Genomic DNA, 25,189 nt, shown 5'->3' with positions numbered 1-25,189 from the left:
ACTTATTGCCCCAGCTTCATGCGAGCCGTCTGGCCCGATGTGAAAGGTGTAACGTCGACCGGCTGGCCGTTGTAGCTGACCTGCGCGGCTCGGGCGACACCCAGGCGCACTGCCAGAGGCGGCTTGCCGCTGACATCGACGCTATCGCCCGCACGCTTGAGCCCGCTGGTCAGCACCTTGCCGTTGCTGTCGGTAATCTGAAACCAGCAATCGGCGGTAAATTGCATTTGCACCCGACCGAAACCTGCCGGAACCGGGGCGGCTTCAGCGGCTGCCGGCGGCTGTGCCGAACTCGGCGCCGGGACTGCTCCCGTAGCCGGAGGGGTGGGCGTGGTGTGAGTTGGCGCGGCGGCCGTTGCAGGAGCAGTGGTCACAGGCGCCGGCGTGGTTGGCGCACCGGACGTTGCAGGTGCTTGTTCGGAAGAATCCGAATTGCCCAGTGGCAGCGGCGAAGTATCGTTCTGCCCTTCGGCGACAGCCTGATCTTCTGGCTCATCCAGAGGGTGAATCTGCGTCGTACCATCGGCGCTTTCGACTTCGACATGTTCCATGCCCAGATTGGTCGGTTCCTTGCCGCGCAGGGTCGCCTGATCCTGCCACCAGACAAAGCCACCGCCGATCAGTGCCACCAGAAGCAACAGGCTGACGATGCGCAGGATGTTATGGGACAGGCGCACAGGCTCTTCGATCCGACCCAGGGCGTGAACGTCGCTGCCTTTGCCATCGGTGCCGGTGTACTGGTCGAACTGGCTGACCAGTGCGGCCTGATCCAGACCCATGAGTTTGGCGTAGGCACGGATGTAGCCCCGGGCAAAGGTATGGCCCGGAAGCTTGTCAAAGTCCCCCGACTCCACGTAACCCAGGGAAGTCGCGGTGAGGTTCAGCCTCAAAGCCACATCAGGCAGCGACCAGTCTTTACTCTCGCGTGCCTGGCGCAACGTTTCGCCGGGGTTCGTACGAGTGGCTGCTACAACTTCGGGATGCGCCGCTTTCATCATTGCTCCGACAGGTATTGCTGATATTCCGGCGTACCGGGATAGAGTCTTTTTAGTTGCAGGCCATAACTGGCTGCCTTGTTGCGATCGTCATAAATCTTCGCCAGACGTGTGCCCAGCAACAGACTACGTGCATTCTGCTCGCTCAGCTGGCTAAAGCGATCGTAATAGTCACGCGCCGGCACATAATGCCTGTCTTCGTAAGACAACTCAGCCATTTCCAGCAAAGCCCGTGGTTGTTGACGATCAAGCCTCAAGGCTTTGCTGAACTGGTCCAGTGCCACATCACGATTGCCCAGCATCAACGACGTCATGCCCAGATTCTCGAAAACCCTGGCGCGTTCGGCATAGAGGTTATCATCGGCGGCCTGTTCGAAGCGTTCGTAAGCTTCCTTGTAGCGCTTCTGCTCGTATAGAAAACTACCGTAGTTGTTGAGGATGCGAGCATCCTTGGGACGCGAGGACAGCGCCTTTTTGTAGTACTGATCGGCAAGTTCCGGCTCCGCCTCGGCCTGAAATACCAGCCCTAACGCTGCGTTGGCGTCGGCGTCGGAACTGTCCAGTTCCAGTGCTTTCTTCAGCGGTGCCTTGGCACGCTCCATCTGTCCTTGCTGCAAATAGCCCAGACCCAATTGCACATAGGCCTGACGAGCTTCTTCACGTCCCTTGCCGGTGCTCAGCGGATCGACGTTGCCAGTGGAAACACAACCAACCAGCAGCATGGCAAAACACAGCAGCAGCGCAGCGCGCAGGGACATAGAGATCCTCTCAGTCAAATTCGCAGTCAGTTGCGAGCCGCAGCGACTTGAGTCCCGTCGGTCTCGGCACTGAGTTCGCGCACAGCGATGTAGCGTTCGCTGCGGCGAGTACGGTCCATTACTTGCCCGACCAACTGGCCACAGGCAGCATCGATGTCCTCACCGCGTGTGGTTCGCACGGTGACGTTGAATCCGGCCTGATGCAACAGATCCTGGAAGCGACGAATCGCGTTATTGCTGGGACGCTCGTAGCCCGAATGCGGGAACGGGTTGAACGGAATCAGGTTGACCTTGCAAGGCGTGTCCTTGAGCAGCTCGATCATTTCGACTGCGTGCTCGGGCCTGTCGTTGACGTCCTTGAGCAAGGTGTACTCGATGGTCAGAACGCGCTTCTCGCCTAGTGCCGACATGTAGTTGCGGCAGGACTCGAGGAGCATCTTCAGGGGGTACTTCTTGTTGATCGGCACCAGCTGGTTGCGCAGCGCATCGTTGGGCGCGTGCAGGGAAAGAGCCAGCGAGACATCGATGTGCTTGGCCAGCTCATCGATCATTGGCACCACGCCCGAGGTGGACAAGGTCACCCGGCGCTTGGAAATGCCATAGCCCAGGTCATCCATCATCAGATGCATGGCGGAGATGACATTGTCGAAGTTCAGCAATGGCTCGCCCATCCCCATCATCACCACATTGGTGATGGCACGGTCGATGGTGGCCGGGACACTGCCGAACGATTTGTTGGCAATCCACACCTGACCGATGACTTCGGCGGCGGTGAGGTTGCTGTTGAAGCCTTGCTTGCCGGTAGAGCAGAAACTGCAATCCAGCGCGCAGCCCGCCTGGGAGGAGACACACAAGGTGCCGCGTTTGCCCTGCGGGATGTACACGGTCTCGACGCAGCTGCCGGACTCCACGCGCACGACCCATTTACGGGTACCGTCGCTTGAAATGTCCTCGCTGACGACTTCGGGACCACGAATTTCGGCACGACGCTCGAGCTTTTCGCGCAGCGCCTTGCCAACGTTCGTCATGGCTTCGAAATTATCGACGCCATAGTGGTGAATCCACTTCATGACCTGACCGGCGCGGAAGCGTTTCTCCCCGATGGATTCGAAGAATTTTTCCATTTCCGGCTGGGTCAGACCCAGCAGGTTGATTTTGCCAGTTGTATCAGTCATGGATTCACCCTCACTCGCGGCAGCAGCTTAGCGAGTGGTTACCTCGGTAGCAGCGAAGAAGTAAGCGATTTCGCGAGCAGCGGCAGCTTCGGAATCGGAGCCATGAACAGCGTTGGCGTCGATGGACTCGGCGAAGTCAGCACGGATGGTGCCGGCAGCAGCTTCTTTAGGGTTGGTAGCGCCCATCAGCTCGCGGTTTTTCAGGATGGCGTCTTCGCCTTCCAGCACCTGAACCACAACCGGACCGGAAATCATGAAAGCAACCAGGTCACCGAAGAAACCACGGGCGCTGTGCTCAGCGTAGAAACCTTCTGCTTCGGCCTTGGACAGTTGCTTCAGTTTCGAAGCCACGACGCGCAGACCGGCTTTTTCAAAGCGGGAGGTGATCTCGCCGATTACGTTTTTAGCAACGGCATCAGGCTTGATGATCGAGAAAGTACGTTGAACAGCCATGGTGTAACTCCAGAAACGTGATTATTGCGAAAAATTAAACCCGCGAATTATACGCGGGTTCTGGTGTATTGCCTAACGTGCAAAGATGATCAGTCTGTTTCATCGGCCCAAAGGGTCTGAACGGCCTCTAGCACCTTCTCGCCGACCCTGCCGGAGGTGTCGTCGAAATCCGGCAGTTGCTTGATCATCTGCTGTAGTTTGACGAAACCTACCGAGTACGGATCGACTCCAGGGTGGGCTTCGGCCAGCTCTTCGGCGATGCGCTGGACATCATTCCAACCATAGCTCATGACAATCCCTCGATCAGTGCGGCGCTTCAGCTGCGTGGTTAAGCGAATATTTCGGGATCTCGACCGTCAGGTCTTCAGTGCCTACCTTGGCCTGACAGCCCAGACGCGATGTCGGCTCCAGCCCCCACGCACGATCAAGATAGTCCTCTTCCAGCTCGTCGGCCTCCTCAAGCGAGTTGAACCCTTCGCGGATGATGCAGTGACAAGTGGTGCAGGCACAGACACCGCCACACGCGCTTTCCATCTCGATGTGGTGTTCGTGAGCCAGTTCGAGGATCGATATGCCTGGCTCAGCCTCGACTACCAATCCGTCCGGGCAAAACTCCTTGTGGGGCAGAAAAATCACCTGCGGCATCAGTTATTCCTCAATCTCATTCAGGTTGCGTCCTGACAGGGCGGCTTTCACCGTCGAATCCAGGCGGCGGGCCGCGAACGCATCGGTCACCTGCGACAGACGCTTGGTCTGCTGCTCGATGGCCGCACCGTCGGTGCCCTTCATCAATTCACGGAGTTCCTCGACCTGCACCGCGATGACCATGCGCTCTTCGGCGTCGAGCAAACGCTCGCCATCGGCCTGCAACGCACCCTCAACGGCTTCGATCAGACGCTGGGCATCGACCTGCTGCTCGCGCAATACACGGGCGACCTTGTCGTCACCGGCGTACTGGAACGAGTCCTTGAGCATGCGAGCGACTTCGCCGTCGGTCAGGCCATAGGAGGGCTTGACCTGAATGCTGGACTCCACGCCGGACGCCAGTTCGCGAGCGGAAACGCTCAGCAGACCATCGGCATCGACCTGAAAGGTCACGCGAATCTTCGCAGCGCCAGCGACCATGGCAGGAATGCCGCGCAGGTCGAAACGGGCCAGCGAGCGGCAGTCGCTGATCAATTCACGTTCGCCTTGCAGCACGTGAATCATCATCGCCGACTGACCGTCTTTATAAGTAGTAAATTCCTGGGCGCGAGCGACGGGAATCGTGGTGTTGCGCGGGATCACCTTTTCCATCAGTCCGCCCATGGTTTCAAGCCCGAGGGACAGCGGAATCACGTCTAGCAACAACAGCTCACCACCGTCGCGCTTGTTACCAGCGAGGGTGTCAGCCTGGATCGCAGCGCCGATGGCGACCACTTGATCCGGATCGATTTCGGTCAGCGGCTGGCGGCCGAACAGATCGGCGACCGCCTCACGCACACGCAGCACGCGAGTCGAGCCACCGACCATCACGACGGCTTCCACCTCATCCAGCTCGATGCCGCAATCACGCACCGCACGACGGCAAGCCTTGAGGCTGCGGGCGATCATCGGCTCGATCAGGGCATTGAAAGCGGCACGGGTCAGCACACCTTTCCAGGCACCATGAACGACGTCGACGGAGTCGGTATCGGTCAAGGCTTCCTTGGCGGCGCAGGCAGTTTGCATCAGGCTGCGCTGGGCAGACGGGTCGAGATCGTCAGACAGGCCGGCCTCTGTGATAATCCAGCTGGCGATGGCATGGTCGAAATCGTCACCACCCAGCGCGCTGTCGCCGCCAGTGGCCATGACTTCGAAGACGCCGCCGGTCAGGCGCAGAATCGAGATATCGAAGGTGCCGCCGCCCAGGTCATAGATCGCCACAACGCCTTCGGCATTCTGATCCAGGCCATAAGCCACTGCCGCAGCTGTCGGCTCGTTGAGCAGACGCAGCACGGTCAGACCCGCCAGTCTGGCGGCGTCCTTGGTGGCTTGACGCTGAGCGTCGTCGAAATAGGCCGGAACGGTGATCACAGCCCCGACCAGTTCACCACCCAATGTAGCCTCGGCGCGCTGACGCAGCACCTTGAGGATGTCGGCGGACACCTCGACCGGGCTTTTCGCGCCTTGAACGGTATCGATGAACGGCATGTGCGACTCGCCACCGATAAAACGATAAGGCAGTTGGTCACCGAGATGCTTCACATCGGAAATGCCACGCCCCATGAGGCGCTTGACAGAGATGACGGTATTCAGGGGATCGGTAGCGGCAGCGTCCTTGGCGGACTGGCCGACTTCGACGCGATCAGCGTGATAACGCACCGCGGACGGCAAGATGATCTGCCCGTTCTGATCAGGAAGTGGCTCACTGATGCCACTGCGCAACGCAGCGACCAGCGAGTTGGTGGTGCCGAGATCTATCCCGACGGCCAGACGGCGCTGATGAGGTTGTGGACTTTGGCCGGGTTCGGCGATCTGCAGTAGAGCCATTGCTTTTCTGATATCACTGGCGCGCCGCCCAAAAGACGGCGCGGGGTTAATCGTCGAGGCGCTCTTCCAACTGGCGCACTTCGTAGGAGAGCTTGTCGAGGAACTGCATGCGGCGCATCAGCCTTTCGGCCTGCTCACGCTGTGCAGCATCGTCCCAACAGGCTGCGAAGCTTTCGTTCAGTTCTTCCTGAGCCACTTTGAGCCGACGCTTGAAGATCGCCACGCCGTCCAGATCCGCGCCATCCTGCAAGTCTTCGAGTTCTTCGCGCCATTGCATCTGCTGCATCAGGAACTCGGGGTCATGCACGGTGACTTCCAGCGGAACTTCGCCCCTGAGCGCCAGCAGGTAGCGCGCCCGTTTCGGCGCGCTCTTGAGAGTATGGTAGGCGTCGTTCAGGCTTGCCGAGCGCTCCAGCGCAACACGCTGCTCACGCTCAGGGGCGTCAGCAAAACGGTCGGGGTGCACGCTACGGGCAAGCTCGCGATAACGCGTGGCCAACAGATCCAGATCCAGGCGGAAACCCGGCTGCAGATCGAATAGAGCGAAGTGACAAGGAGTACCCACGATAAGCCTCAGACGTTGAAGCTTTCGCCGCAGCCACATTCACCGCGCGAATTGGGATTGTTGAACTTGAAACCTTCGTTCAACCCTTCCTTGACGAAATCGAGTTCGGTGCCGTCGAGGTAGACCAGGCTCTTGGGATCGATGATCACCTTGACGCCGTGGTGCTCGAACACTGTGTCTTCGCTGTCTGGCGCGTCGACGAACTCGAGTACGTACGCCAGGCCAGAACAACCTGTGGTGCGAACACCAAGACGAATGCCATCACCTTTGCCGCGCCCTTCAAGGGAGCGACGCACGTGGTTTGCGGCAGCTTCGGTCATGCTGATAGCCATCGTGACTCCTTACTTGCAAGCTGGATAAAGACTGCTCAGAGCAGGCCTTTCTTCTGCTTGTAATCGTGAACGGCGGCCTTGATGGCGTCTTCAGCGAGTACGGAGCAGTGAATTTTCACCGGCGGCAATGCCAGTTCTTCAGCCAGTTGAGTGTTCTTGATGGTCTCTGCTTCATCCAGAGTCTTGCCCTTCATCCACTCGGTTGCCAGGGAGCTGGAAGCGATTGCCGAACCGCAGCCGTAGGTCTTGAACTTGGCATCTTCGATGATGCCCTGCTCGTTTACCTTGATCTGCAGGCGCATGACGTCGCCGCAAGCCGGAGCGCCGACCATGCCGGTGCCGACATCAGGATCTTCCGCGTTCATCTTGCCGACGTTGCGCGGGTTCTCGTAGTGGTCAATGACCTTTTCACTGTAAGCCATGGTTCAAATCCTCATCGTTTACGCCTGTCGCTCTAGCGACACTTTAAAAACCCTGTTTTCAAAGCGCCGCATTTATGTGGCGACTTTAAATTAGTGTGCTGCCCATTCGATCTTCGAGATGTCGACACCGTCTTTGAACATGTCCCACAGCGGCGAAAGAGCGCGCAACTTGGTGACGGCCTCGCAGACTTTCTGCGCGGCCCAATCGATTTCTTCTTCGGTAGTGAAACGGCCGAAGGTGAAGCGGATCGAGCTGTGTGCCAGCTCGTCGTTGCGCCCCAGGGCGCGCAGCACGTAGGACGGCTCCAGGGAAGCCGAGGTGCAGGCGGAGCCGGACGAAACCGCCAGATCCTTGAGCGCCATGATCAGCGACTCGCCTTCGACGTAGTTGAAGCTCAGGTTCAGGTTGTGCGGCACACGAGCAGTCAGGCTGCCGTTGACGTACAACTCTTCGAGATGCTCGACCTGCTTGTAGAAACGGTCGCTGAGTGCCTTGATGCGCACGTTTTCAGCGGCCATGTCTTCCTTGGCGATACGGAAGGCTTCGCCCATGCCGACGATCTGGTGAGTCGCCAGAGTGCCGGAGCGCATGCCGCGCTCGTGACCGCCGCCGTGCATGGTGGCTTCGATGCGTACGCGAGGCTTGCGGCTGACGTACAATGCACCGATGCCTTTCGGACCGTAGGTCTTGTGGGCCGAGAAGGACATCATGTCTACTTTCAGGCTCGACAGATCAATGTCGACCTTGCCAGTGGACTGAGCAGCGTCGACATGGAACAGCACACCGCGCGAACGGGTCAGCTCGCCAATTGCCGCGATGTCGTTGACTGTGCCGATTTCGTTGTTGACGTGCATGATCGAGACCAGAATGGTGTCGTCGCGCAGAACAGCTTCGATCATCGCCGGAGTGATCAGACCGTCTGTGGTCGGCTCCAGATAGGTGACTTCGAAACCTTCACGCTCCAGTTGGCGCATGGTGTCGAGGACAGCCTTGTGTTCAATCTTGCTGGTGATCAGGTGTTTGCCTTTGCTGGCATAGAAATGCGCCGCGCCCTTGATCGCCAGGTTGTCGGACTCGGTGGCACCGGAGGTCCAGACGATTTCGCGCGGATCGGCATTGACCAGATCGGCGACCTGGCGACGTGCGTTCTCGACCGCTTCTTCCGCTTTCCAGCCGAAGACGTGGGAGCGCGAGGCCGGGTTACCGAAGTTGCCATCAACCAGCAGGCAATCGCTCATTTTCTGCGCAACACGCGGATCGACCGGGGTCGTCGCGGAATAATCGAGGTAAATCGGCAATCTCATTGAATATCTCCTATCGGGCAGGCGCGCCGCGCGTTCATCTGCGTTCACTCAACGGCGGATGTTTCAATCTTGTCCAGCAACTGCGTCTTGTTGTTGCAACGACGCAGATCCTGACGTTGGGCGACTTCCTGCACTTCACGGCGAGTGACGAGGTCGGCCAGGCTGATACCGCTTAGAAATTCATGAATCTGCTGGCTGAGATCGCACCACAAGTGGTGCGTCAGGCAGGTATCGCCAGCATGGCAGTCACCGAGCCCCTGGCAGCGTGTCGCGTCGACCGATTCGTTGACCGCATCGATCACCTGCGCCACCTGAATACCCTGCATGGCGCGGGACAGTTGGTAGCCACCACCGGGTCCTCGCACGCTGGACACCAGATTGCTGCGGCGCAGCTTGGCGAACAGTTGCTCGAGATAGGAAAGGGAAATCCCTTGCCGCTCGGAGATATCGGCCAGGGACACTGGCCCATGCTGCGCGTGTAACGCCAGATCGAGCATGGCGGTTACGGCGTATCGGCCCTTTGTAGTCAGTCGCATGACATGTACCGCGGAGGTTCGGAATGAGAGCGAGTATGCTATTCCCGAGTATTTAAGTCAACTATAAGACCTAGCGAAACAGTCGGAATTAACCGCAAAAGCGCGGCGGCATGATAGCAAAACCAAGGCTGAAATGGCATGTCCGGGTTTCGCTACGCGCATCGAGGCTTATTGCTGTGCGACCTTGCCCTCGCTGCGTTCCTTGATGCAGTCGAAAACTTCCTTGCGCAGTTCCGGAAGCTCCTTCTCGCGGTACTCGCAGCCGAGCCCTTTGAGCGCCTTGCCCATGTCTTCCATGCGCACGTCGACTGCCTGCAAATGATCGAGCAATTGACCAATCGCCTTGGCAACCGGGTCTGGCATGTCTTCGCTGACGCCATAGGCATCAAAGCCGATCTTCTCGGCCATGGCCTTGCGCTTGGCTTCGGCACTGCTTTCCTCGGAGCCATTTTCATCAGACTTGACGATGATCCGACCAGGAATACCCACCACGGTCGCACCCGCCGGAACGGGCTTGGTGACCACCGCGTTGGAGCCAACCTTCGCGCCTGCTCCGACCGTGAAAGGACCCAGCACCTTGGCCCCCGCCCCTACCACCACGCCTGATTCCAGCGTGGGATGGCGCTTGCCCTTGTTCCAACTGGTGCCGCCCAGGGTCACGCCCTGATAAAGGGTCACGTCGTCACCGATCTCGGCCGTCTCGCCAATGACGATGCCCATGCCGTGGTCAATGAAGAAGCGTCGGCCAACCTTGGCGCCGGGATGGATTTCGATGCCCGTCAACCAACGCCCGAAGTTGGACACCATGCGCGCCGGCCATTTCAATTCCTTGCGCCATAGCCAGCCAGACAGCCGATGCAACCAGATCGCGTGCATGCCTGGATAACAGGTCAGTACTTCGAACGCGTTTCGCGCTGCCGGGTCACGGTGAAACACGCTTTGAATATCTTCTCGCAGACGCTCGAACATCACTGATCCTTCCGCTTGTAGGGCTCACCGTTGGCCGCTTTCTGGGTCTCGGTGAGAATGCCACGCAAAATGCTCATTTCAGATCGGTTGACAGCCGAGCGTCCGTAAAGCCGACGCAGCCGAGCCATCAAATGACGAGGCTTCTCTGGATCGAGGAAGCCAATGTTCACCAGAGTGGCTTGCAGATGCTCATAGAATTTCTCCATCTCATCCATCGTTGCCAGTTCGGTACTGCGCACCGAGTTGACCTCGAACTTCTCGGCCTTGCTCGCCTGCCCTTCCCCCGCGAGCCACGCCATGCGCGTCTCGTAGCTGAGCACTTGCACGGCAGCCGCCAGATTTAGCGAACTGAACTCGGGATCGGACGGGATATGCACATGGAAGTGACAGCGCTGCAGTTCTTCGTTGGTCAGCCCTGCATATTCACGACCGAACACCAGGGCGATTTCCTCACCCAGCGCGGCGTGCTCGACGGTCTTGACGCCGGCTTCACGCGGGTCCAGCAGCGGCCAGGGAATGCGGCGGTCCCGCGCGCTGGTGCCCATCACCAGATTGCAACCGACCAGGGCATCTTCCAGAGTGGCGACAACCTGAGCGTTTTCCAAAATGTCACTGGCCCCCGAAGCACGGGCATCGGCGTCGTGATGGGGAAACATCGCCGGGTCAACCAGCACCAGACGCGAAAGCCCCATGTTCTTCATGGCACGCGCCGCACCACCGATATTTCCCGGATGGCTGGTTCCGACCAGGACAACACGAATATTTTGCAGCACTGGTGAAGTCTCGCTAGGAGGTAAAAAGGGGGTCGAATGTTACAGAAGCGCCCGGCTCAAGGCTATGAACCCTTGCCATACGTTCTACATACACCGTTAAAACGCAACCGACCAGCCACCTTCAGCCGGGGGATGAGGCGACCGGCCGCATGATAAAACGGTTTGCTTACGCTGGAAATCATCGACAAGAACCCATAGAATGCCCGGCTCTCTTTAACGACCTAGGTGATACATCCATGCAGCCCATGCTGAATATCGCGCTGCGCGCCGCCCGCAGCGCCAGCGAATTGATTTTCCGCTCCATCGAGCGCCTGGATACCATCAAGGTCGACGAAAAAGACGCGAAAGACTATGTGACCGAGATCGATCGCGCCGCGGAAAAAGTCATTATCGACGCGCTGCTCAAGGCCTATCCGACCCACGGCATCCTTGGCGAAGAAACCGGCCTGAAAGAAGGCAGCGGTGAAGGCGCGGACTATCTGTGGGTCATCGACCCGCTGGACGGCACCACCAACTTCGTTCGCGGTGTTCCGCATTTTGCGGTCAGCATTGCTTGCAAATACCGTGGTCGCCTGGAGCACGCCGTCGTCCTCGATCCGGTTCGCCAGGAAGAATTCACCGCCAGTCGTGGCCGTGGCGCTCAACTGAATGGTCGTCGCCTGCGCGTCAGCCCACGCAAGAGCCTGGATGGCGCTCTGCTCGGCACCGGTTTCCCGTTCCGCGAGAACCAGTTGGATAACCTTGAAAACTATCTGAACATGTTCCGCTCGCTGGTTGGCCAGACTGCCGGCATTCGCCGCGCTGGCGCAGCAAGCCTGGATCTGGCCTATGTGGCTGCCGGACGTTTCGACGCGTTCTGGGAATCGGGTCTGTCGGAGTGGGACATGGCTGCCGGCGCCCTGCTGATTCAGGAAGCAGGTGGTCTGGTCAGCGACTTCAACGGCGGCCACGACTTCCTCGAGAAGGGTCACATCGTTGCAGGCAACACCAAGTGTTTCAAAGCCGTCCTGACCTCGATCGCTCCATTCGTACCAGCTTCGCTGAAACGCTAAGTTTCGCAGCTGCAAAAAAACCGGCCATGTGCCGGTTTTTTTATACCTTGCGCGTCAACCGCTGCTCGAAGCCGACACCGAACCTCGGTACGACACGCCCCCCTTTAGGAGCCGGCTTGCAGGCGAACCCGTTAGCTCAGTTACAGATGAGTTGACTGACACACCGCGTTCGCCAGCTAGCCGACTCCTACAAAGACGCGCACGACGTTAGCGCTGTGTGATTTTCCGCCCACTCAATTCGCGGGACAAATCAATGAAATTCTCCAGCGGCGGCAACTGATTGAAACTACGACAGACCAGCGTGATGGGGGCGTGCAGTTGCGGCTTGGCGTTACCGATCCGGCAATAGACCACGCTTTCCTTGTGAACATCCCTCATCGACGCTGGCACGATGGAAATTCCCGCCCCCGCAGCGACCAGGCTGACGTTGGTGAGCATGCGCTCGACCTCGAAAGCGATCTTCGGGTTGAACCCCGCGTTCTGACAGGCCTTGATCAGATTGGCGTACATCCCCGGAGCCCCCGGACGACGGACAAGGATGAAATGTTCGTCGGCCAGATCCATTAACGAGATGACAGGCGCCTCACATCCTGCTTCATGCCCTGCCAACAAACGATGCCCCATTGGTAACGTCAGCAGCATTTCCTCATTGAGCAGCCGGTGAAATTCGATGCTTTGATGGCGACCGACCGGCGCTCGCAAAATACCGACATTCACGCTGCCATCAATGGTTGCATCGGTCAGTTGCTGAGCGCTGCCTTCCTTGAGCGACACGGCCACGCCCGGAAAACGTTCACGATAAGCGCGAATGATCCGCGGGATAAGCGGATGAGCCGCTGCCGAGCTGGTAAACCCGATGCTCAGTTGGCCCTCAATGCCGTGGGCTGCGCGCGAAGCCTTGAGCGAACCCTCCTTGACCCGCGCCAGAATGTCCTGCGCCTCTTGCAGGAAAACCTGACCACCAGCAGTGAGATCCACGCCCTTGGGGTGACGCTTGAACAAATCGAAACCCAGCTCATCTTCCAGCGCGCGAATCTGCTGGCTGAGCGGCGGTTGCTGCATGTTCAGCCGTGCTGCCGCGCGAGTAAAATGCCGCTCTTCGGCCACCATCACGAAATAGCGCAGATGACGGAGCTCCATGGTGGTCTATCTCGCAGCGAGGTTTTATGATTGCCGCCGATCAATGCGACATTGGCCGGCAAGCGTGCCCAATCGTCGTCGCACTGGCAAGTGCACGCACATAACAATAAGTACGCCAACTCCGGAAACCCGATGCCTACCAGGCTTCTTCGCAGCACAACTCTGCAACTTCTCCTGGCCATTGTCTGTGGCGCGCTTCTAGGCGTCTTCGATCCGAAGCTTGCGGTGGAAATGAAACCGTTGAGCGACGGATTTATCCGCATCGTCGGCTGGCTGATGCCGTTCATGATGTTTCTGCTGATCGCGTCCGGCGTCGCGGGGTTGCAGGTCAAGCAACGTGGTCTAGCGGGCAAGGTCTTGGTTTATTTTCAAAGCATGGCGCTGCTGTCTTTGTGCCTGGCTTGCCTGATTGCGGATCTTACCCACCCTGGCACCCGTGATGGATTGAGCACTTCGGACCTTGCGGCGAACCTGGCCAATGCGCCATCTTCACCGTCAGATTTCTCGTGGGATGCCGTAGGCTCAATGTTCACCCGCGCCCTCACGCAGAATCCCATCCTGCAGGTGATGCTCGCGGGCCTGCTGACAGGCGCAGCGATGGCGCGCGCCCGCGGCCATCGTCATGCCGACGCACTGCGGCTGATGCTTGAAAAGATCGTCGAGTTGCTCTTCAAGGGCCTGAGGCTAATCCTGCGATTCGCTCCCCTTGCAGCCTTTGGTGCTATCGCCTTCACCATCGGCAAGTTCGGCCCGGCTTCTGCGCTGCCGCTGGCGAAGTTCGTCGCCGTCATGTACCTGGCGTGCGGGGCGTTTGTCTTACTGGTGCTGATGCCGACGGCGCAAATATCGGGCGTGTCGCTTTGGTCGCTGGTGATGCATATCAAGGACGAGTTGCTGTTGGTCACCTTCACCGGCTCTTCTGTGGCAGCGCTTCCGGGCCTGATCGAAAAGATGCAGACGCTGGGTTGCGATCGACAATTGACGCGCCTGGTATTGACCACCGGTTACACCTTCAACCTCAGCGGCTCGAATATCTACCTGATCACGGCAGTGCTGTTTCTCGCGCAGATGTCGGGAATAGAGCTGACGGGGACCGACTTGCTGACTCTGGTGCTGATTTCTCTGGTGACCTCTTTGGGCTCGACCAGCATGGCGGGATCGGCGTTTTTTACCCTGATCGCGACGCTCAATCTGCTGCATGTGGTGCCGCTGGAAGGGGTGGGATTGCTGCTGGGCGTGGAGCGCCTGATGAAGTGCCGCGTGCTGACCAACGTGCTGGGCAATTGCGTGGCATGCCTGGCGATTGCACGGTGGCAGAACGCATTGAACCTGTGGGAGCGCATTCATTCGCAAGACGGCATCATGGACGATGAATCTCCATCGCCCGAAACACCTAATCGCGAATGAATGCGCTCCCACAGGACCTTCGTCTATCAACTAAATGGCGTTTTTTCGCTGACTGATCTCAACCTTTGGACGACAACAACTTCTCGAACGCCCGATCCAGGTTTCCTTCAGCTTGCGTCAGCTTTTCTCGGCGCTCGCGCAGCCACGCCTGATCGGCATCCAGCGTCTTGTGCGCTTCGGCCAGCATGCGCTTGACCTCCTCCGGTTGCGGGCCGCCGGTGCCTTTGCGGGTCTTGACCATGTTCTCCGGCGACAGCGAAGCGCGGAAGGTTGCCTCATCCAGCGGCAAGGTATTCTGCTTCCACTGATACTTGTCCGCAGCCTTGGTGTAGAGCTTCTGCGCATCGGCGTAAGGGAAGGTTTTCGGCGTGAGACCTTGATCGCGCGCCTGCTCTACGATCAACGACGCGAAGCTGTGACCAATACGGAACGGCACCTTCTGCGTGCGCTCCAGCGTGTCTGCCAATTCCATGGAAGTCGTCCATTCGTTCTCCAGTTCTTCGCGGGCTCGCTGGGGATTGACCTGTAGCGCATCGAGCACCGCGTCCATCGCGCCAAACATGTCCTTGGTCGAATCGAAGACGCCCAGCGAGTCGAAGGCGAACTTGTAGTCAGTCATGCCGGTGGTCACGTTGTGCGCACGCAAGGTCACGGTCTGGGTCAGGCCTACAACATCCGACGCCGTTTCACGAGCACGCATCAACAAGCCCGGATTGCGCTTCTGAGGCATAGCACTACTGGTGTAGGTTTTTTCCTCGTCCAGCAGCAGCCAGGGACGGATCTGGTGATACTGGGTGTGAATGTCACCAATCAGCGCGCCGACACGAATGGCCGACGATGAGGCAACGTTCGCCGCTTCGATCGGGATGTCATAGGTCGAAACCTGGCTGGAATCCAGCGAGTTTTCACGCACACCGTCGAAGCCCAGCAGTTCAGCCATGCGCTCGCGGTTCAGCGGATACGCCGAGTTCGCAAGTACAGCCGTCCCCATCGGGCTCTGATTCAAGCGCTGATACAGCTCACGAATGCGCTGACCGTCACGATCAAACGCCGCTTCATACGCCAGCAGATAATGCGCGTAGGTGATCGGCATCGCTTGTACGCCGTTGGTATAGGCTGGAATCAGCGTATCGACATTCTTGTCCGCGAGATCCAACAGGCGCTTGCGGGTGGCGTTCATGGCTTCGCTGTAGGCCAGAACGTCGGAGCGCAGCTTAGCCAGACGGTAGGTGGCGAGCATATCCTGACGACTGCGGCCGGAGTGAATCAGCGAGGCTTCAGGGCCGATCTTGTCGGTCATGATTTCCTCCAGCTGAAGCACGTCGCTGGGACGCTTGCCATTGGGCTGGTCAGCCTGGTCGATGGCGTAGCGCACGCCCGTAGCGATTTTCTGGCCCATCTCGGGTTTGACGATTCCCTCCTCGGTCAGCATGACGATCGAGGCCTTGTTGATCCGGTTCAACCAGGAGAACTGGCTCTCGGTCTTGCTGCCTTTGGTCTTCGACTTGTCGACAGTAGCGCCGATCTTCGCAGCCTGAGCGGCGCACTCTTCTGTGGTTTTGCACGGCAGATCGGCGGTGTTGGCCGCATAGGCCCCATAGCTGGTGCTCAGCACATAAGCGACGGCCAGATGAAGCAAGGTCTTTCTTGTTGGCATTTCAGGCTCCAATACGGCGATTGCCGAGGGTGAGCGTTGTCGGGATCTTGTTGAAAACGTGATGTATCACAGCAACGGCAGCGTGTAGCTGACGATGACGCGATTCTGGTCGATGCTGTTGCCGCCGTTGCTACGATAGCTACCGTTGCGCCATTTCAATTCGAGGTTTTTCAACGCACCGCTCTGGAACACATAGGCGATGTCGGAGTTGCGTTCCCATTCAGTGCCTTCCTTGCTGCCGCGCGCGAAGTTGTCGCCCTGAAGATAGCGGGTCATGAAGGTCAGGCCAGGCAAGCCGATGGCAGCGAAGTCGTAGTCGTAGCGGGCCTGCCATGAGCGTTCTTCGGGGCTGGCGAAGTCGGGGGAAATCATCACGTAGTTGACGAGAAAGGAGTCGGTGCCGGCTAAATGCGGGAAGCCCGTTTCGCCGCTCATCTTCTGGTAAGCCACGCCGAAACCGTGGCCACTGATGTTGTAGGTAAAACGCGCACCGACAGCGGTGTTATCGATGTTGGTGTTGCCATCCTTGAGCGAACGCGCGTAACGCAGATCGCTTTTGATCGACTGAGACTCACTCAGTGGAAAGCTGTGAAGCAAGGTGACGATGTGCTGTTTGTAGTTGTTCTCAAGGCCACCGTAGTTGTAGGACGTGGTCAGCCCCTTGGTCCAGCTGTAACTGGCACTGGCGAAGTCGAACTTGTCGCTCGGACGCCCCCCCTTTATGCCCTTGGCCTCGGCTTCGATATCTTCGTGACCGCTGTCATTGCGCTCGGTGTTGCTGGTCAGGCGGCCGACATTGAGAGTCATGTCGTTGATGTCTTTTGAAGTCAGCTGGGCGCCGCGAAAGGTCTGCGGCAGCAGGCGTCCGTCGTTGGGTACGACCGTTGGCAGCTTGGGCAGCAAAGTGCCAACCCGCAGCACACTCCTGGCGAAACGCGCCTTGGCAGTGACGCCTGAGCGGCCGTAATCATCGGGGGCTCTTTCGTCACCGACCGGCAGCAGACCGGTGTTGCGGCGATCGGGGCCTGAGTCCAGCTTCAGACCAAACAGGCCGATAGCGTCCACACCAAAACCAACCGCGCCTTCGGTAAACCCGGATTCGTAATTGAGGATCAGGCCTTGGGCCCACTCATCGCGCTTGGACTGGGTCGCGCCTTCCTGATGGTAATCGCTGTTGAAATAGAAGTTGCGAAATTCGAGATCGGCTTTGCTGTCTTCGAGAAAATCGGCCTCGGCAAAACCTGGGAAAGTCAGGCTCAAACCGAGAGCAGCAGACGTGAGGCCTAGAGATACAGGGCTTTTATGCATTTTTATGTTCCGCCTGGTGTAGCTGGTTTTTATTAGAGTTGTGCAGGTGAACCAACAGACGCGAGCGTCTGCTCTGATCACTCGGAAAAGCTTACGCGGCGGGTATTCCGATTAAAAATATATAGTTACTACCTACTCCAGACTTTTAAAGTATCGAAATAATTTTGTAGGAGCCGACTTGCCGGCGAACGCATTGAGTCAGTCAAATGATCAGCGACTGGCACACCGCCTTCGCCAGCAAGCCGGCTCCTAAAGGGCACATGGGCAGATGTTGAATCGCAGGCAAAAAAAAACACCCCTACGCGAGGGGTGTTTTTTAAGAGCCTTCGAATCAGCGCTTATTGACCCGCCTGACTCAATTCCAGCTGACCGTCCTTGTTGACCGGAATTTGACTGCCCGGATCACGATCCATCCGCACCTGGCCGACCTTGTCATTCAGTTTGTACTTCACGTTATAGCCCACGACCTTGTCGCTGATGTCATTGACGGTGTTGCAGCGCGACTCGGTGGTTGTGTAGGTATCGCGGTTCTGCATGCCTTCCTGAACCTTGTTACCGGCATAGCCGCCACCGACAGCACCTGCAACGGTCGCGATTTTCTTGCCGTTACCGCCACCTACCTGATTACCGAGCAAGCCACCCGCTACGGCACCGATGACACTGCCCACGATCTGGTGCTGGTCCTTGACCGGAGCGCGGTGAGTGACCGCGACATCCTTGCATACTTGACGAGGGGTTTTGATTTGTTCTTTCACAGGCTCGACGGCGAGTACGTCCGCGTACTCTGGACCGTTTGATTTTACGAGGCTATAGGTGGCCAAAGCACCACCGGCGGTCACACCGACAGCACCCAATACCGCACCAACTAGCAACGACTTGTTCACGTGAACCTCCTGACCATATTCAGCGCAGCTGCTCGCGCTACTCCCAGCCTTGGAGCACAAAAAAAGGCGCGAGTTCATACTCGCGCCTTTTTAACTTGATGACTGGTCAGGAAAAAATCGTTATGGACGATCGTCAACCTTCTCAGTCGTCACGGGTGGCAGCAGGTCCTCGGAACGCAGGTTCAGCCAGATCAGCACCACGTTGGCGATGTAGATCGACGAGTAAGTACCTGCCAGAACGCCGATGAACAGGGCAACCGAGAACCCGTGCAAGCTGTCGCCGCCGAAGATCCAGAGTGCGACGATTGCCAGCAGTGTGGAGATCGAGGTCGCCATGGTCCGCAGCAGGGTCTGGGTGGTCGAGATGTTGATGTTCTCGATCAGCGAAGCCTTGCGCAGCAGACGGAAGTTCTCGCGTACCCGGTCGAATACCACGATGGTGTCGTTGAGCGAGTAACCGATGATCGCCAGTACGGCCGCCAATACGGTCAGGTCGAACGTCACCTGGAAGAACGACAGGATACCCATCGTTACCACCACGTCATGGATCAGCGAAACGATGGCGCCGACCGCAAATTTCCACTGGAAGCGGAAAGCCAGGTAGATCAGAACCCCGCCCAGCGCCAGCAACATGCCGATGCCACCCTGGTCGCGCAGTTCTTCACCCACCTGCGGGCCAACGAACTCTACGCGCTTGACCGTTACCGGGTTATCGGCGCCGGTCTTGCGCAGCGCTTCGGCAACCTGAGCACCCAATTGCGGGTCTTCGCCCGGCATGCGCACCAGCAGGTCGGTGGTCGCACCGAAGCTCTGCACGATCGCTTCGTGATAGCCCGAAGAAGCCAGCTCCTCGCGCACCTTGCCCAGATCGGCAGGATGCTCGTAAGTCAGCTCGATCAGCGTACCGCCGGTGAAATCCAGACCGAAGTTGAGCCCTTTATGGAACCAGCTGAACAACGCCAGTACGGTAAGGAGCATGGTAATGGCGAACGCAATATTGCGAACGCCCATGAAGTTGATCGTACGTTTCATGTCAGCCCCTTAAATCCACAGCTTCTTGACGTCACGACCGCCATAAATCAGGTTGACCATTGCGCGGGTCACCATGATGGCTGTGAACATCGAGGTAAAGATCCCGAGGGACATGGTCACGGCGAAACCTTTGACTGGCCCTGTGCCCATGGCATAGAGAATGCCGCCGACCAGAAGCGAAGTCAGGTTGGCGTCGAGAATCGCGGTGTAGGCGCGGTCGAAACCTTCGTTGATCGCACGCTGCACACTCATGCCGTTAGCCAGTTCCTCACGAATCCGCGAGAAGATCAGCACGTTGGCGTCCACCGCCATCCCCATGGTCAACACGATACCGGCGATACCTGGCAGGGTGAGAGTTGCCCCCAGCAGCGACATCAGCGCCAGCAGCATGACCATGTTGAAGGCCAGTGCAACCGTCGCGATCAGACCGAAGAAACGGTAGATGGCGAGAATGAACAGCGAGACGAACAGCATGCCCCACAGGGATGCGTCGATACCCTTGGTGATGTTGTCGGCACCCAGGCTCGGGCCGATTGTGCGTTCTTCAGCGAAGTACATCGGTGCAGCCAGCCCACCGGCACGCAGCAGCAGCGCGAGCTCGGAGGATTCACCCTGGCCGTTCAGGCCGGTGATACGAAACTGGCTACCCAGCGGCGACTGGATGGTCGCCAGGCTGATGATTTTCTTGTCTTCCTTGAAGGTCTGCACCGGCACGTCTTTCTCGACACCGTCCACGACCTGCTTGGTGTATGTGGTCTGCGGACGCTGTTCGATGAAGATCACCGCCATGCTGCGACCTACGTTGGCGCGGGTCGCACGGCTCATCAGATCGCCACCGTGACCGTCCAGTTTGATATTCACCTGTGGACGGCCGTGCTCGTCGAAGCCAGCCTTGGCGTCGGTCACCTGGTCACCGGTGATGATCAACCCACGCTCTACCGCCGCGGCAGGACGACCGCCTTCGCGGAACTCGAACATTTCAGTGGTGGCCTTGGTGTCATCCGGGCCAGCGCCCAGACGGAACTCAAGGTTGGCAGTCTTGCCGAGAATACGCTTGGCTTCGGCAGTGTCCTGCACGCCTGGCAGCTCGACCACGATGCGATTGGCACCCTGACGCTGAACCAGTGGCTCAGCCACGCCCAGCTCGTTGACGCGGTTACGTACCGTGGTCAGGTTCTGCTTGATTGAATATTCGCGGATCTCGGCGACCTTGGCCTGAGTCATGGCCAGGCGCAGGATCGGCATCTCGCCACGATCGCTCATGGTGATATCGAAATCGCTGTAATCCTTGCGGATCAGGGCACGGGCCTGCTCGCGGGAATCGGTGTCACTGAAGCCCAACTGAATGGCATTGCCATCCTGCGGCAAGCTGCGATAGCGGAGTTTTTCCTTGCGCAGCAGGCTCTTCACTTCGCCTTCGTAGACATTCAGACGGGCGCTCAGGGCCTTGTCCATGTCGACTTCAAGCAGGAAGTGCACACCACCGGACAAGTCCAGACCCAGCTTCATCGGGGTTGCGCCTATGCCGCGCAACCACTTGGGCGTCGTCTGTGCCAGGTTCAACGCAACAACATAGTCATCGCCCAGCGCTTTGCGTGCGACATCCTTGGCTGGCAGCTGGTCTTCCTGTTTGGTCAGACGCAACAAACCGCCCTTGCCATTCTCGGCAAGAGACGCGCCCTTGACCGCGATGCCAGCATCGGTAAGCGCCTTGCTCACTCGATCCAGATCAGCCTGATTGACCTGCAACGCAGTGCTTGCGCCGCTGACCTGAATGGCCGGGTCATCAGGGTAGAGATTGGGTGCGGAATAAATAAAGCCGATCGCCAGCACTGCCAGGATCAGGATGTATTTCCACAGAGGGTATTTGTTCAACATCACGCCGCCTGCTTATAACGCGGGGCGCCTTGCGCGCCCCGTCGATTGGTAAAAGACTGGAATCAGATGGCTTTCAGGGTGCCCTTAGGCAGGGTGGCAGCGATGGCGCCCTTCTGGATCTTCAGTTCTACGGTGTCGGAAACTTCGATGACGACGAAGTCATCGGTCACTTTGTTGATCTTGCCTGCAATACCGCCGGAAGTGACGACTTCATCGCCCTTCTGCAAGTTGCCCAGCAGGTTCTTCTGCTCTTTGGCGCGCTTGGCCTGTGGGCGCCAGATCATCAGGTAGAAGATGACCAGGAAGCCGACCAGGAAGATCCACTCGAAGCCGCCACCCATAGGACCTGCAGGGGCAGGTGCAGCCGCATCCGCGAAGGCGGAAGAGATGAAAAAACTCATTTAACACTCCAGTTGCTTAATTTTAATAATAAGAAGCGGTAAGACCGGCTGTCATTCAGTCCAGCAGCGGCGTCGCAAGCCCGCGTTTGGCATAGAACGTGTCGACAAAGGCGGCCAATGTACCTTGTTGAATAGCCTCGCGCAAACCAGCCATAAGCAGCTGGTAATGCCGCAAATTGTGGATCGTATTGAGCATGCTCCCCAGCATTTCGCCGCACTTGTCCAGGTGATGCAGATAAGCGCGGGAGAAGTTCTTGCAGGTGTAGCAATCGCAGGTCGGATCCAGCGGCGAATCATCATGGCGATGAAACGCGTTACGAATCTTCAGCACACCGGTGTCGATGAACAGATGGCCGTTGCGAGCATTGCGCGTCGGCATGACGCAGTCGAACATGTCGACTCCGCGTCGCACACCTTCAACCAGGTCTTCGGGCTTGCCTACACCCATAAGGTAACGAGGTTTGTCAGCCGGCATCCGACCTGGCAGATAATCCAGGACTTTGATCATCTCGTGCTTGGGCTCACCAACCGACAGGCCGCCGATGGCCAGACCGTCAAAATCGAGTTCGTTCAAGCCTTCAAGCGAGCGCATGCGCAGGTTCTCATGCATACCGCCCTGGACGATGCCGAACAGCGCCGCCGTGTTTTCGCCATGGGCGATCTTCGAACGCTTGGCCCAACGAAGCGACAGTTCCATCGATGTACGCGCGACATCTTCATCGGCGGGATACGGCGTGCATTCGTCGAAAATCATCACGATGTCCGAACCCAAATCGCGCTGAACCTGCATCGATTCTTCAGGCCCCATGAACACTTTGGCGCCATCGACAGGAGAAGCGAAGGTCACGCCCTCCTCCTTGATCTTGCGCATCGCGCCCAGGCTGAACACCTGGAAACCGCCGGAGTCGGTCAGAATCGGCCCTTTCCACTGCATGAAATCATGCAGGTCGCCGTGACCCTTGATCACCTCAGTTCCAGGACGCAGCCACAGATGGAAAGTGTTGCCGAGGATGATCTGTGCACCCGTGGCCTCAATATCCCGAGGCAGCATGCCCTTGACCGTGCCATAGGTACCCACCGGCATGAACGCCGGGGTTTCGACCACGCCACGGGGGAAGGTCAAACGACCTCGACGAGCCTTGCCATCAGTGGCAAGCAACTCGAAAGACATACGACAGGTGCGACTCATGCTTGATCCTCTGGGGCCGAGTCCACAGGAGCTGAATCCTTGGGAGCCGTCGGCACGGGATTGCGGGTGATGAACATGGCATCCCCGTAACTGAAGAAGCGGTAACCGTTTTCCACTGCAGCCGCATAGGCCGCCATGGTTTCCGGGTAACCGGCGAATGCCGAAACCAGCATCAACAGCGTGGATTCAGGCAGATGGAAGTTGGTGATCAGGGCGTCGATCACATGAAACGGCCGCCCCGGATAAATGAAGATATCGGTGTCGCCGCTGAACGGCTTGAGCACGCCATCGCGGGCAGCGCTCTCCAGCGACCGCACGCTGGTCGTACCGACCGCGATCACTCGACCGCCGCGCGCGCGGCACGCTGACACAGCCTCGACCACATCCTCGGTGACTTCCAGCCACTCGCTGTGCATATGATGATCTTCGATACGCTCGACGCGCACTGGCTGAAACGTGCCTGCCCCCACGTGCAGCGTGACGAACGCTGTCTCGACGCCCTTCTCGGCAATCGCGTCCATCATCGGCTGATCGAAATGCAACCCCGCCGTCGGAGCCGCCACCGCACCAGCGCGCTGCGCGTACACCGTCTGATAACGCTCGCGGTCCGCATCGTCATCCGGACGATCTATATAAGGAGGCAACGGCATATGCCCGACGCGCTCCAACAGCGGTAGCACCGGCTCGGCAAAACGTAGCTCGAACAACGCCTCATGGCGCGCGACCATCTCGGCCTCGCCACCTCCATCGATGAGGATCGTCGAACCCGCTTTCGGCGACTTGCTGGAACGCACATGGGCCAGCACGCGATGCTGATCCAGCACCCGTTCCACCAGAATCTCCAGCTTGCCGCCCGAAGCCTTCTGGCCGAACAAACGCGCCGGAATTACCCGGGTATTGTTGAAAACCATGAGATCGCCAGGGCGCAAATACTCCAGCAAATCAGTGAATTGGCGATGAGCCAGCGCGCCGCTCGGCCCGTCAAGGGTCAGCAAACGGCTGCTGTGACGCTCCGCCAAAGGATGGCGAGCGATCAATGCATCAGGGAGTTCGAAGGTAAAGTCGGCGACACGCATGATGGGGTTCGTCTAGCAGGGCCGGGAAGTTTAGCCGAAAACCTGAAAATTGACCATGAAACATGATTGACCAACGGTAGGCTCGTCTCTATACTTCGCCGCCATTGAGCCCTGATGGCGGAATTGGTAGACGCGGCGGATTCAAAATCCGTTTTCGAAAGGAGTGGGAGTTCGAGTCTCCCTCGGGGCACCAAACAGTAGGACCTTCAAGGGCTGCATGACTTGGGGGAAAAAAACCGGCCAGATTTGAGCCGGTTTTTTTGTGGCTGCGAGTTGATGAAAACTGGGCAGAGACTGCTTAGATACCCTTGGAACACAGAGCGTTCAGATAGCCGGCCTGATGCCGCTCAATTTTCGCGAAGCTATAAGGGGGCATACATGTTCGAGCGTTTATCGCCTTAACAAAGTGCCGCGCCAGAGGTCCAAAAACTTATTACGCACTCCTGCACCCTTCTCAGCCATAGGCTTCGCGATCACCTCCGGCAGATCCGCTGATGAGAATTTGCTGCCGGTTCCCGGCAGATCGCGAAAGCTTGCCCCTACGGCCTTCGGCCAGAATCAAAATCGGATTAGGGTAGTAGGTGTCCTTGTGAGCCTCGCCCCCGTGCAATTCGCTATATCGACACGTCCCATTTGCGCCTCAGCCACCGCCTGCATCATTGAAAACAGATCGTCTTTCCTCACGTACCCTTTTAGTACTCGACGACACAATGGGTAGTAATTCGGACTGCTCGCACCCGAATCGCTCTGGGATAAAAAAGTAGCTCGTACCAGAAATGAATCCGATATAAGAATAGTCCCTTGCCTTCACCTTTTTTTGAAAAAGACAAAATATCCTTCTCAATGGAACAGACGGGCATTTGGTGGTGCTCGATAAATTTCACAAAACAAATTTATAAAAAAAACGAGCCCACACCGACACCCCTTTACCTTCTGAATTAAATCACTTACGGATGAAGAAACCAAAAATCACACCGATCAGCGCATCCATAAAGCCATTTCGTTTCTTATTTATCTCCTTATCTATAAGCTTCAAAACTTGATTTAAAAACTCAAACAACTCACATTGAAAGTGATATTCCACGAAACACAATTCCTGATTAAAAGGCGGATCATAATAGTCGACCGCACCCTCACTTGCGTATGCAGCCAAGTAATGCTTTATCTGCTTACGCAACAGGAATATATCGAGCCAGTAATACGCCTGAACATATGCATGCACAATATTTGCCAAGGTTTCTGGAACACCTTTTTCCTCTTCGTACGAAAATTCTCCAACACCATTGCCTACGTCGTACATGAAGCCCATAAGGTGGCCGTATGCCATATATACCTCATATCTATAATCATAAGATGCGGCGCCTCGGAGAA

General features: G+C 57.8%; 26 protein-coding genes and 1 tRNA gene. 3 read left to right on the top strand and 24 right to left on the bottom strand.

What is annotated here, in order from left to right; all coding sequences use genetic code 11:
* Positions 1–2: 2 nt before the first annotated feature.
* The 14 genes from ACRER8_RS01810 to trmJ all read right to left on the bottom strand — a co-directional run bounded on the left by ACRER8_RS01810 (position 3) and on the right by trmJ (position 10,794).
* Positions 3–995 (bottom strand): RodZ domain-containing protein, encoded by a 993-nt coding sequence (locus tag ACRER8_RS01810; protein ID WP_431744646.1) that lies wholly within the window; start codon positions 993–995, stop codon positions 3–5.
* Positions 995–1,753: a type IV pilus biogenesis/stability protein PilW gene (pilW, locus tag ACRER8_RS01805; protein ID WP_431744645.1), complete on the bottom strand. Its 759-nt coding sequence runs from the start codon at positions 1,751–1,753 to the stop codon at positions 995–997. The genes ACRER8_RS01810 and pilW overlap by 1 nt, the downstream gene beginning before the upstream one ends.
* A gap of 26 nt (positions 1,754–1,779) precedes the next feature.
* Entirely contained in the window at positions 1,780–2,928 is a 1,149-nt protein-coding gene (gene rlmN, locus ACRER8_RS01800) for a 23S rRNA (adenine(2503)-C(2))-methyltransferase RlmN (protein ID WP_431744644.1), read from the bottom strand.
* A gap of 27 nt (positions 2,929–2,955) precedes the next feature.
* Positions 2,956–3,381: a nucleoside-diphosphate kinase gene (gene ndk / locus ACRER8_RS01795; protein ID WP_431744643.1), complete on the bottom strand. Its 426-nt coding sequence runs from the start codon at positions 3,379–3,381 to the stop codon at positions 2,956–2,958.
* An 89-nt stretch (positions 3,382–3,470) separates the two neighbouring features.
* Positions 3,471–3,671 (bottom strand): Fe-S cluster assembly protein IscX, encoded by a 201-nt coding sequence (gene iscX / locus ACRER8_RS01790; protein ID WP_431744642.1) that lies wholly within the window; start codon positions 3,669–3,671, stop codon positions 3,471–3,473.
* Positions 3,672–3,684: 13 nt separating this feature from the next.
* On the bottom strand, positions 3,685–4,026 hold the full coding sequence (gene fdx / locus ACRER8_RS01785; RefSeq protein WP_110949993.1) for an ISC system 2Fe-2S type ferredoxin: 342 nt from the start codon (positions 4,024–4,026) through the stop codon (positions 3,685–3,687).
* A gap of 3 nt (positions 4,027–4,029) precedes the next feature.
* Positions 4,030–5,892, bottom strand: coding sequence for a Fe-S protein assembly chaperone HscA (gene hscA / locus ACRER8_RS01780; protein ID WP_431744641.1), 1,863 nt, complete (start codon positions 5,890–5,892; stop codon positions 4,030–4,032).
* 46 nt (positions 5,893–5,938) lie between these two features.
* Positions 5,939–6,457, bottom strand: a complete 519-nt coding sequence (gene hscB / locus ACRER8_RS01775; protein ID WP_431744640.1) for a co-chaperone HscB — start codon at positions 6,455–6,457, stop codon at positions 5,939–5,941.
* Between the two features lie 8 nt (positions 6,458–6,465).
* Positions 6,466–6,789, bottom strand: coding sequence for an iron-sulfur cluster assembly protein IscA (iscA, locus tag ACRER8_RS01770; RefSeq protein ID WP_110949996.1), 324 nt, complete (start codon positions 6,787–6,789; stop codon positions 6,466–6,468).
* A gap of 35 nt (positions 6,790–6,824) precedes the next feature.
* The gene (gene iscU, locus ACRER8_RS01765) at positions 6,825–7,211 is read right to left on the bottom strand and encodes a Fe-S cluster assembly scaffold IscU (protein ID WP_093463004.1); all 387 of its coding nucleotides are present in this window, start codon (positions 7,209–7,211) and stop codon (positions 6,825–6,827) included.
* Between the two features lie 90 nt (positions 7,212–7,301).
* Positions 7,302–8,516: an IscS subfamily cysteine desulfurase gene (locus ACRER8_RS01760; protein WP_431744639.1), complete on the bottom strand. Its 1,215-nt coding sequence runs from the start codon at positions 8,514–8,516 to the stop codon at positions 7,302–7,304.
* A 44-nt stretch (positions 8,517–8,560) separates the two neighbouring features.
* Positions 8,561–9,052, bottom strand: coding sequence for a Fe-S cluster assembly transcriptional regulator IscR (gene iscR / locus ACRER8_RS01755; protein WP_431744638.1), 492 nt, complete (start codon positions 9,050–9,052; stop codon positions 8,561–8,563).
* Between the two features lie 168 nt (positions 9,053–9,220).
* Positions 9,221–10,021: a serine O-acetyltransferase gene (gene cysE, locus ACRER8_RS01750; RefSeq protein ID WP_431744637.1), complete on the bottom strand. Its 801-nt coding sequence runs from the start codon at positions 10,019–10,021 to the stop codon at positions 9,221–9,223.
* A complete protein-coding gene (trmJ, locus tag ACRER8_RS01745; protein ID WP_431744636.1) occupies positions 10,021–10,794 on the bottom strand; it encodes a tRNA (cytosine(32)/uridine(32)-2'-O)-methyltransferase TrmJ in 774 nt (257 codons plus the stop codon). Before trmJ ends, cysE begins: the two co-directional genes overlap by 1 nt.
* Before the next feature lie 236 nt (positions 10,795–11,030).
* Here trmJ and suhB point away from each other — a divergent pair, with 236 nt between their 5' ends.
* Complete coding sequence (suhB, locus tag ACRER8_RS01740) at positions 11,031–11,846, top strand: type III secretion system regulator SuhB (protein WP_431744635.1); 816 nt, start codon at positions 11,031–11,033, stop codon at positions 11,844–11,846.
* Between the two features lie 207 nt (positions 11,847–12,053).
* On the opposite strand, the gene ACRER8_RS01735 is transcribed toward suhB, so the two are convergent.
* Positions 12,054–12,986, bottom strand: a complete 933-nt coding sequence (locus ACRER8_RS01735; protein WP_431744634.1) for a LysR family transcriptional regulator — start codon at positions 12,984–12,986, stop codon at positions 12,054–12,056.
* A 132-nt stretch (positions 12,987–13,118) separates the two neighbouring features.
* Here ACRER8_RS01735 and ACRER8_RS01730 point away from each other — a divergent pair, with 132 nt between their 5' ends.
* A complete protein-coding gene (locus ACRER8_RS01730; RefSeq protein ID WP_431744633.1) occupies positions 13,119–14,393 on the top strand; it encodes a cation:dicarboxylate symporter family transporter in 1,275 nt (424 codons plus the stop codon).
* A 58-nt stretch (positions 14,394–14,451) separates the two neighbouring features.
* Here ACRER8_RS01730 and ACRER8_RS01725 read toward each other — a convergent pair whose 3' ends face one another.
* The 8 genes from ACRER8_RS01725 to queA form a co-directional block, all read right to left on the bottom strand.
* Positions 14,452–16,050 carry an argininosuccinate lyase gene (locus tag ACRER8_RS01725; RefSeq protein ID WP_431744632.1) on the bottom strand — a complete coding sequence of 533 codons (1,599 nt, stop codon included), beginning with the start codon at positions 16,048–16,050 and terminating at the stop codon, positions 14,452–14,454.
* A 66-nt stretch (positions 16,051–16,116) separates the two neighbouring features.
* Positions 16,117–17,358 (bottom strand): OprD family porin, encoded by a 1,242-nt coding sequence (locus tag ACRER8_RS01720; RefSeq protein WP_431744631.1) that lies wholly within the window; start codon positions 17,356–17,358, stop codon positions 16,117–16,119.
* Between the two features lie 338 nt (positions 17,359–17,696).
* Positions 17,697–18,242 (bottom strand): glycine zipper 2TM domain-containing protein, encoded by a 546-nt coding sequence (locus ACRER8_RS01715; RefSeq protein WP_431744630.1) that lies wholly within the window; start codon positions 18,240–18,242, stop codon positions 17,697–17,699.
* A 120-nt stretch (positions 18,243–18,362) separates the two neighbouring features.
* Positions 18,363–19,274: a protein translocase subunit SecF gene (gene secF, locus ACRER8_RS01710; RefSeq protein WP_431744629.1), complete on the bottom strand. Its 912-nt coding sequence runs from the start codon at positions 19,272–19,274 to the stop codon at positions 18,363–18,365.
* Between the two features lie 9 nt (positions 19,275–19,283).
* Complete coding sequence (secD, locus tag ACRER8_RS01705; protein ID WP_431744628.1) at positions 19,284–21,152, bottom strand: protein translocase subunit SecD; 1,869 nt, start codon at positions 21,150–21,152, stop codon at positions 19,284–19,286.
* A 62-nt stretch (positions 21,153–21,214) separates the two neighbouring features.
* Positions 21,215–21,553, bottom strand: a complete 339-nt coding sequence (yajC, locus tag ACRER8_RS01700) for a preprotein translocase subunit YajC (protein ID WP_110950009.1) — start codon at positions 21,551–21,553, stop codon at positions 21,215–21,217.
* Between the two features lie 55 nt (positions 21,554–21,608).
* Entirely contained in the window at positions 21,609–22,724 is a 1,116-nt protein-coding gene (tgt, locus tag ACRER8_RS01695; RefSeq protein WP_431744657.1) for a tRNA guanosine(34) transglycosylase Tgt, read from the bottom strand.
* A 14-nt stretch (positions 22,725–22,738) separates the two neighbouring features.
* A complete protein-coding gene (gene queA, locus ACRER8_RS01690) occupies positions 22,739–23,818 on the bottom strand; it encodes a tRNA preQ1(34) S-adenosylmethionine ribosyltransferase-isomerase QueA (RefSeq protein WP_431744627.1) in 1,080 nt (359 codons plus the stop codon).
* 108 nt (positions 23,819–23,926) lie between these two features.
* Between queA and ACRER8_RS01685 the strand changes: the two genes are divergently transcribed.
* Positions 23,927–24,011, top strand: a tRNA-Leu gene (locus ACRER8_RS01685).
* Between the two features lie 750 nt (positions 24,012–24,761).
* Here ACRER8_RS01685 and ACRER8_RS01680 read toward each other — a convergent pair.
* Positions 24,762–25,145, bottom strand: coding sequence for a hypothetical protein (locus ACRER8_RS01680; RefSeq protein ID WP_431744626.1), 384 nt, complete (start codon positions 25,143–25,145; stop codon positions 24,762–24,764).
* Between the last annotated feature and the right edge of the window lie 44 nt (positions 25,146–25,189).

The organism is Pseudomonas sp., assembly GCF_050739935.1.
Taxonomy (GTDB): domain Bacteria; phylum Pseudomonadota; class Gammaproteobacteria; order Pseudomonadales; family Pseudomonadaceae; genus Aquipseudomonas.
This window is presented reverse-complemented; position numbering and strand designations above follow the sequence as displayed.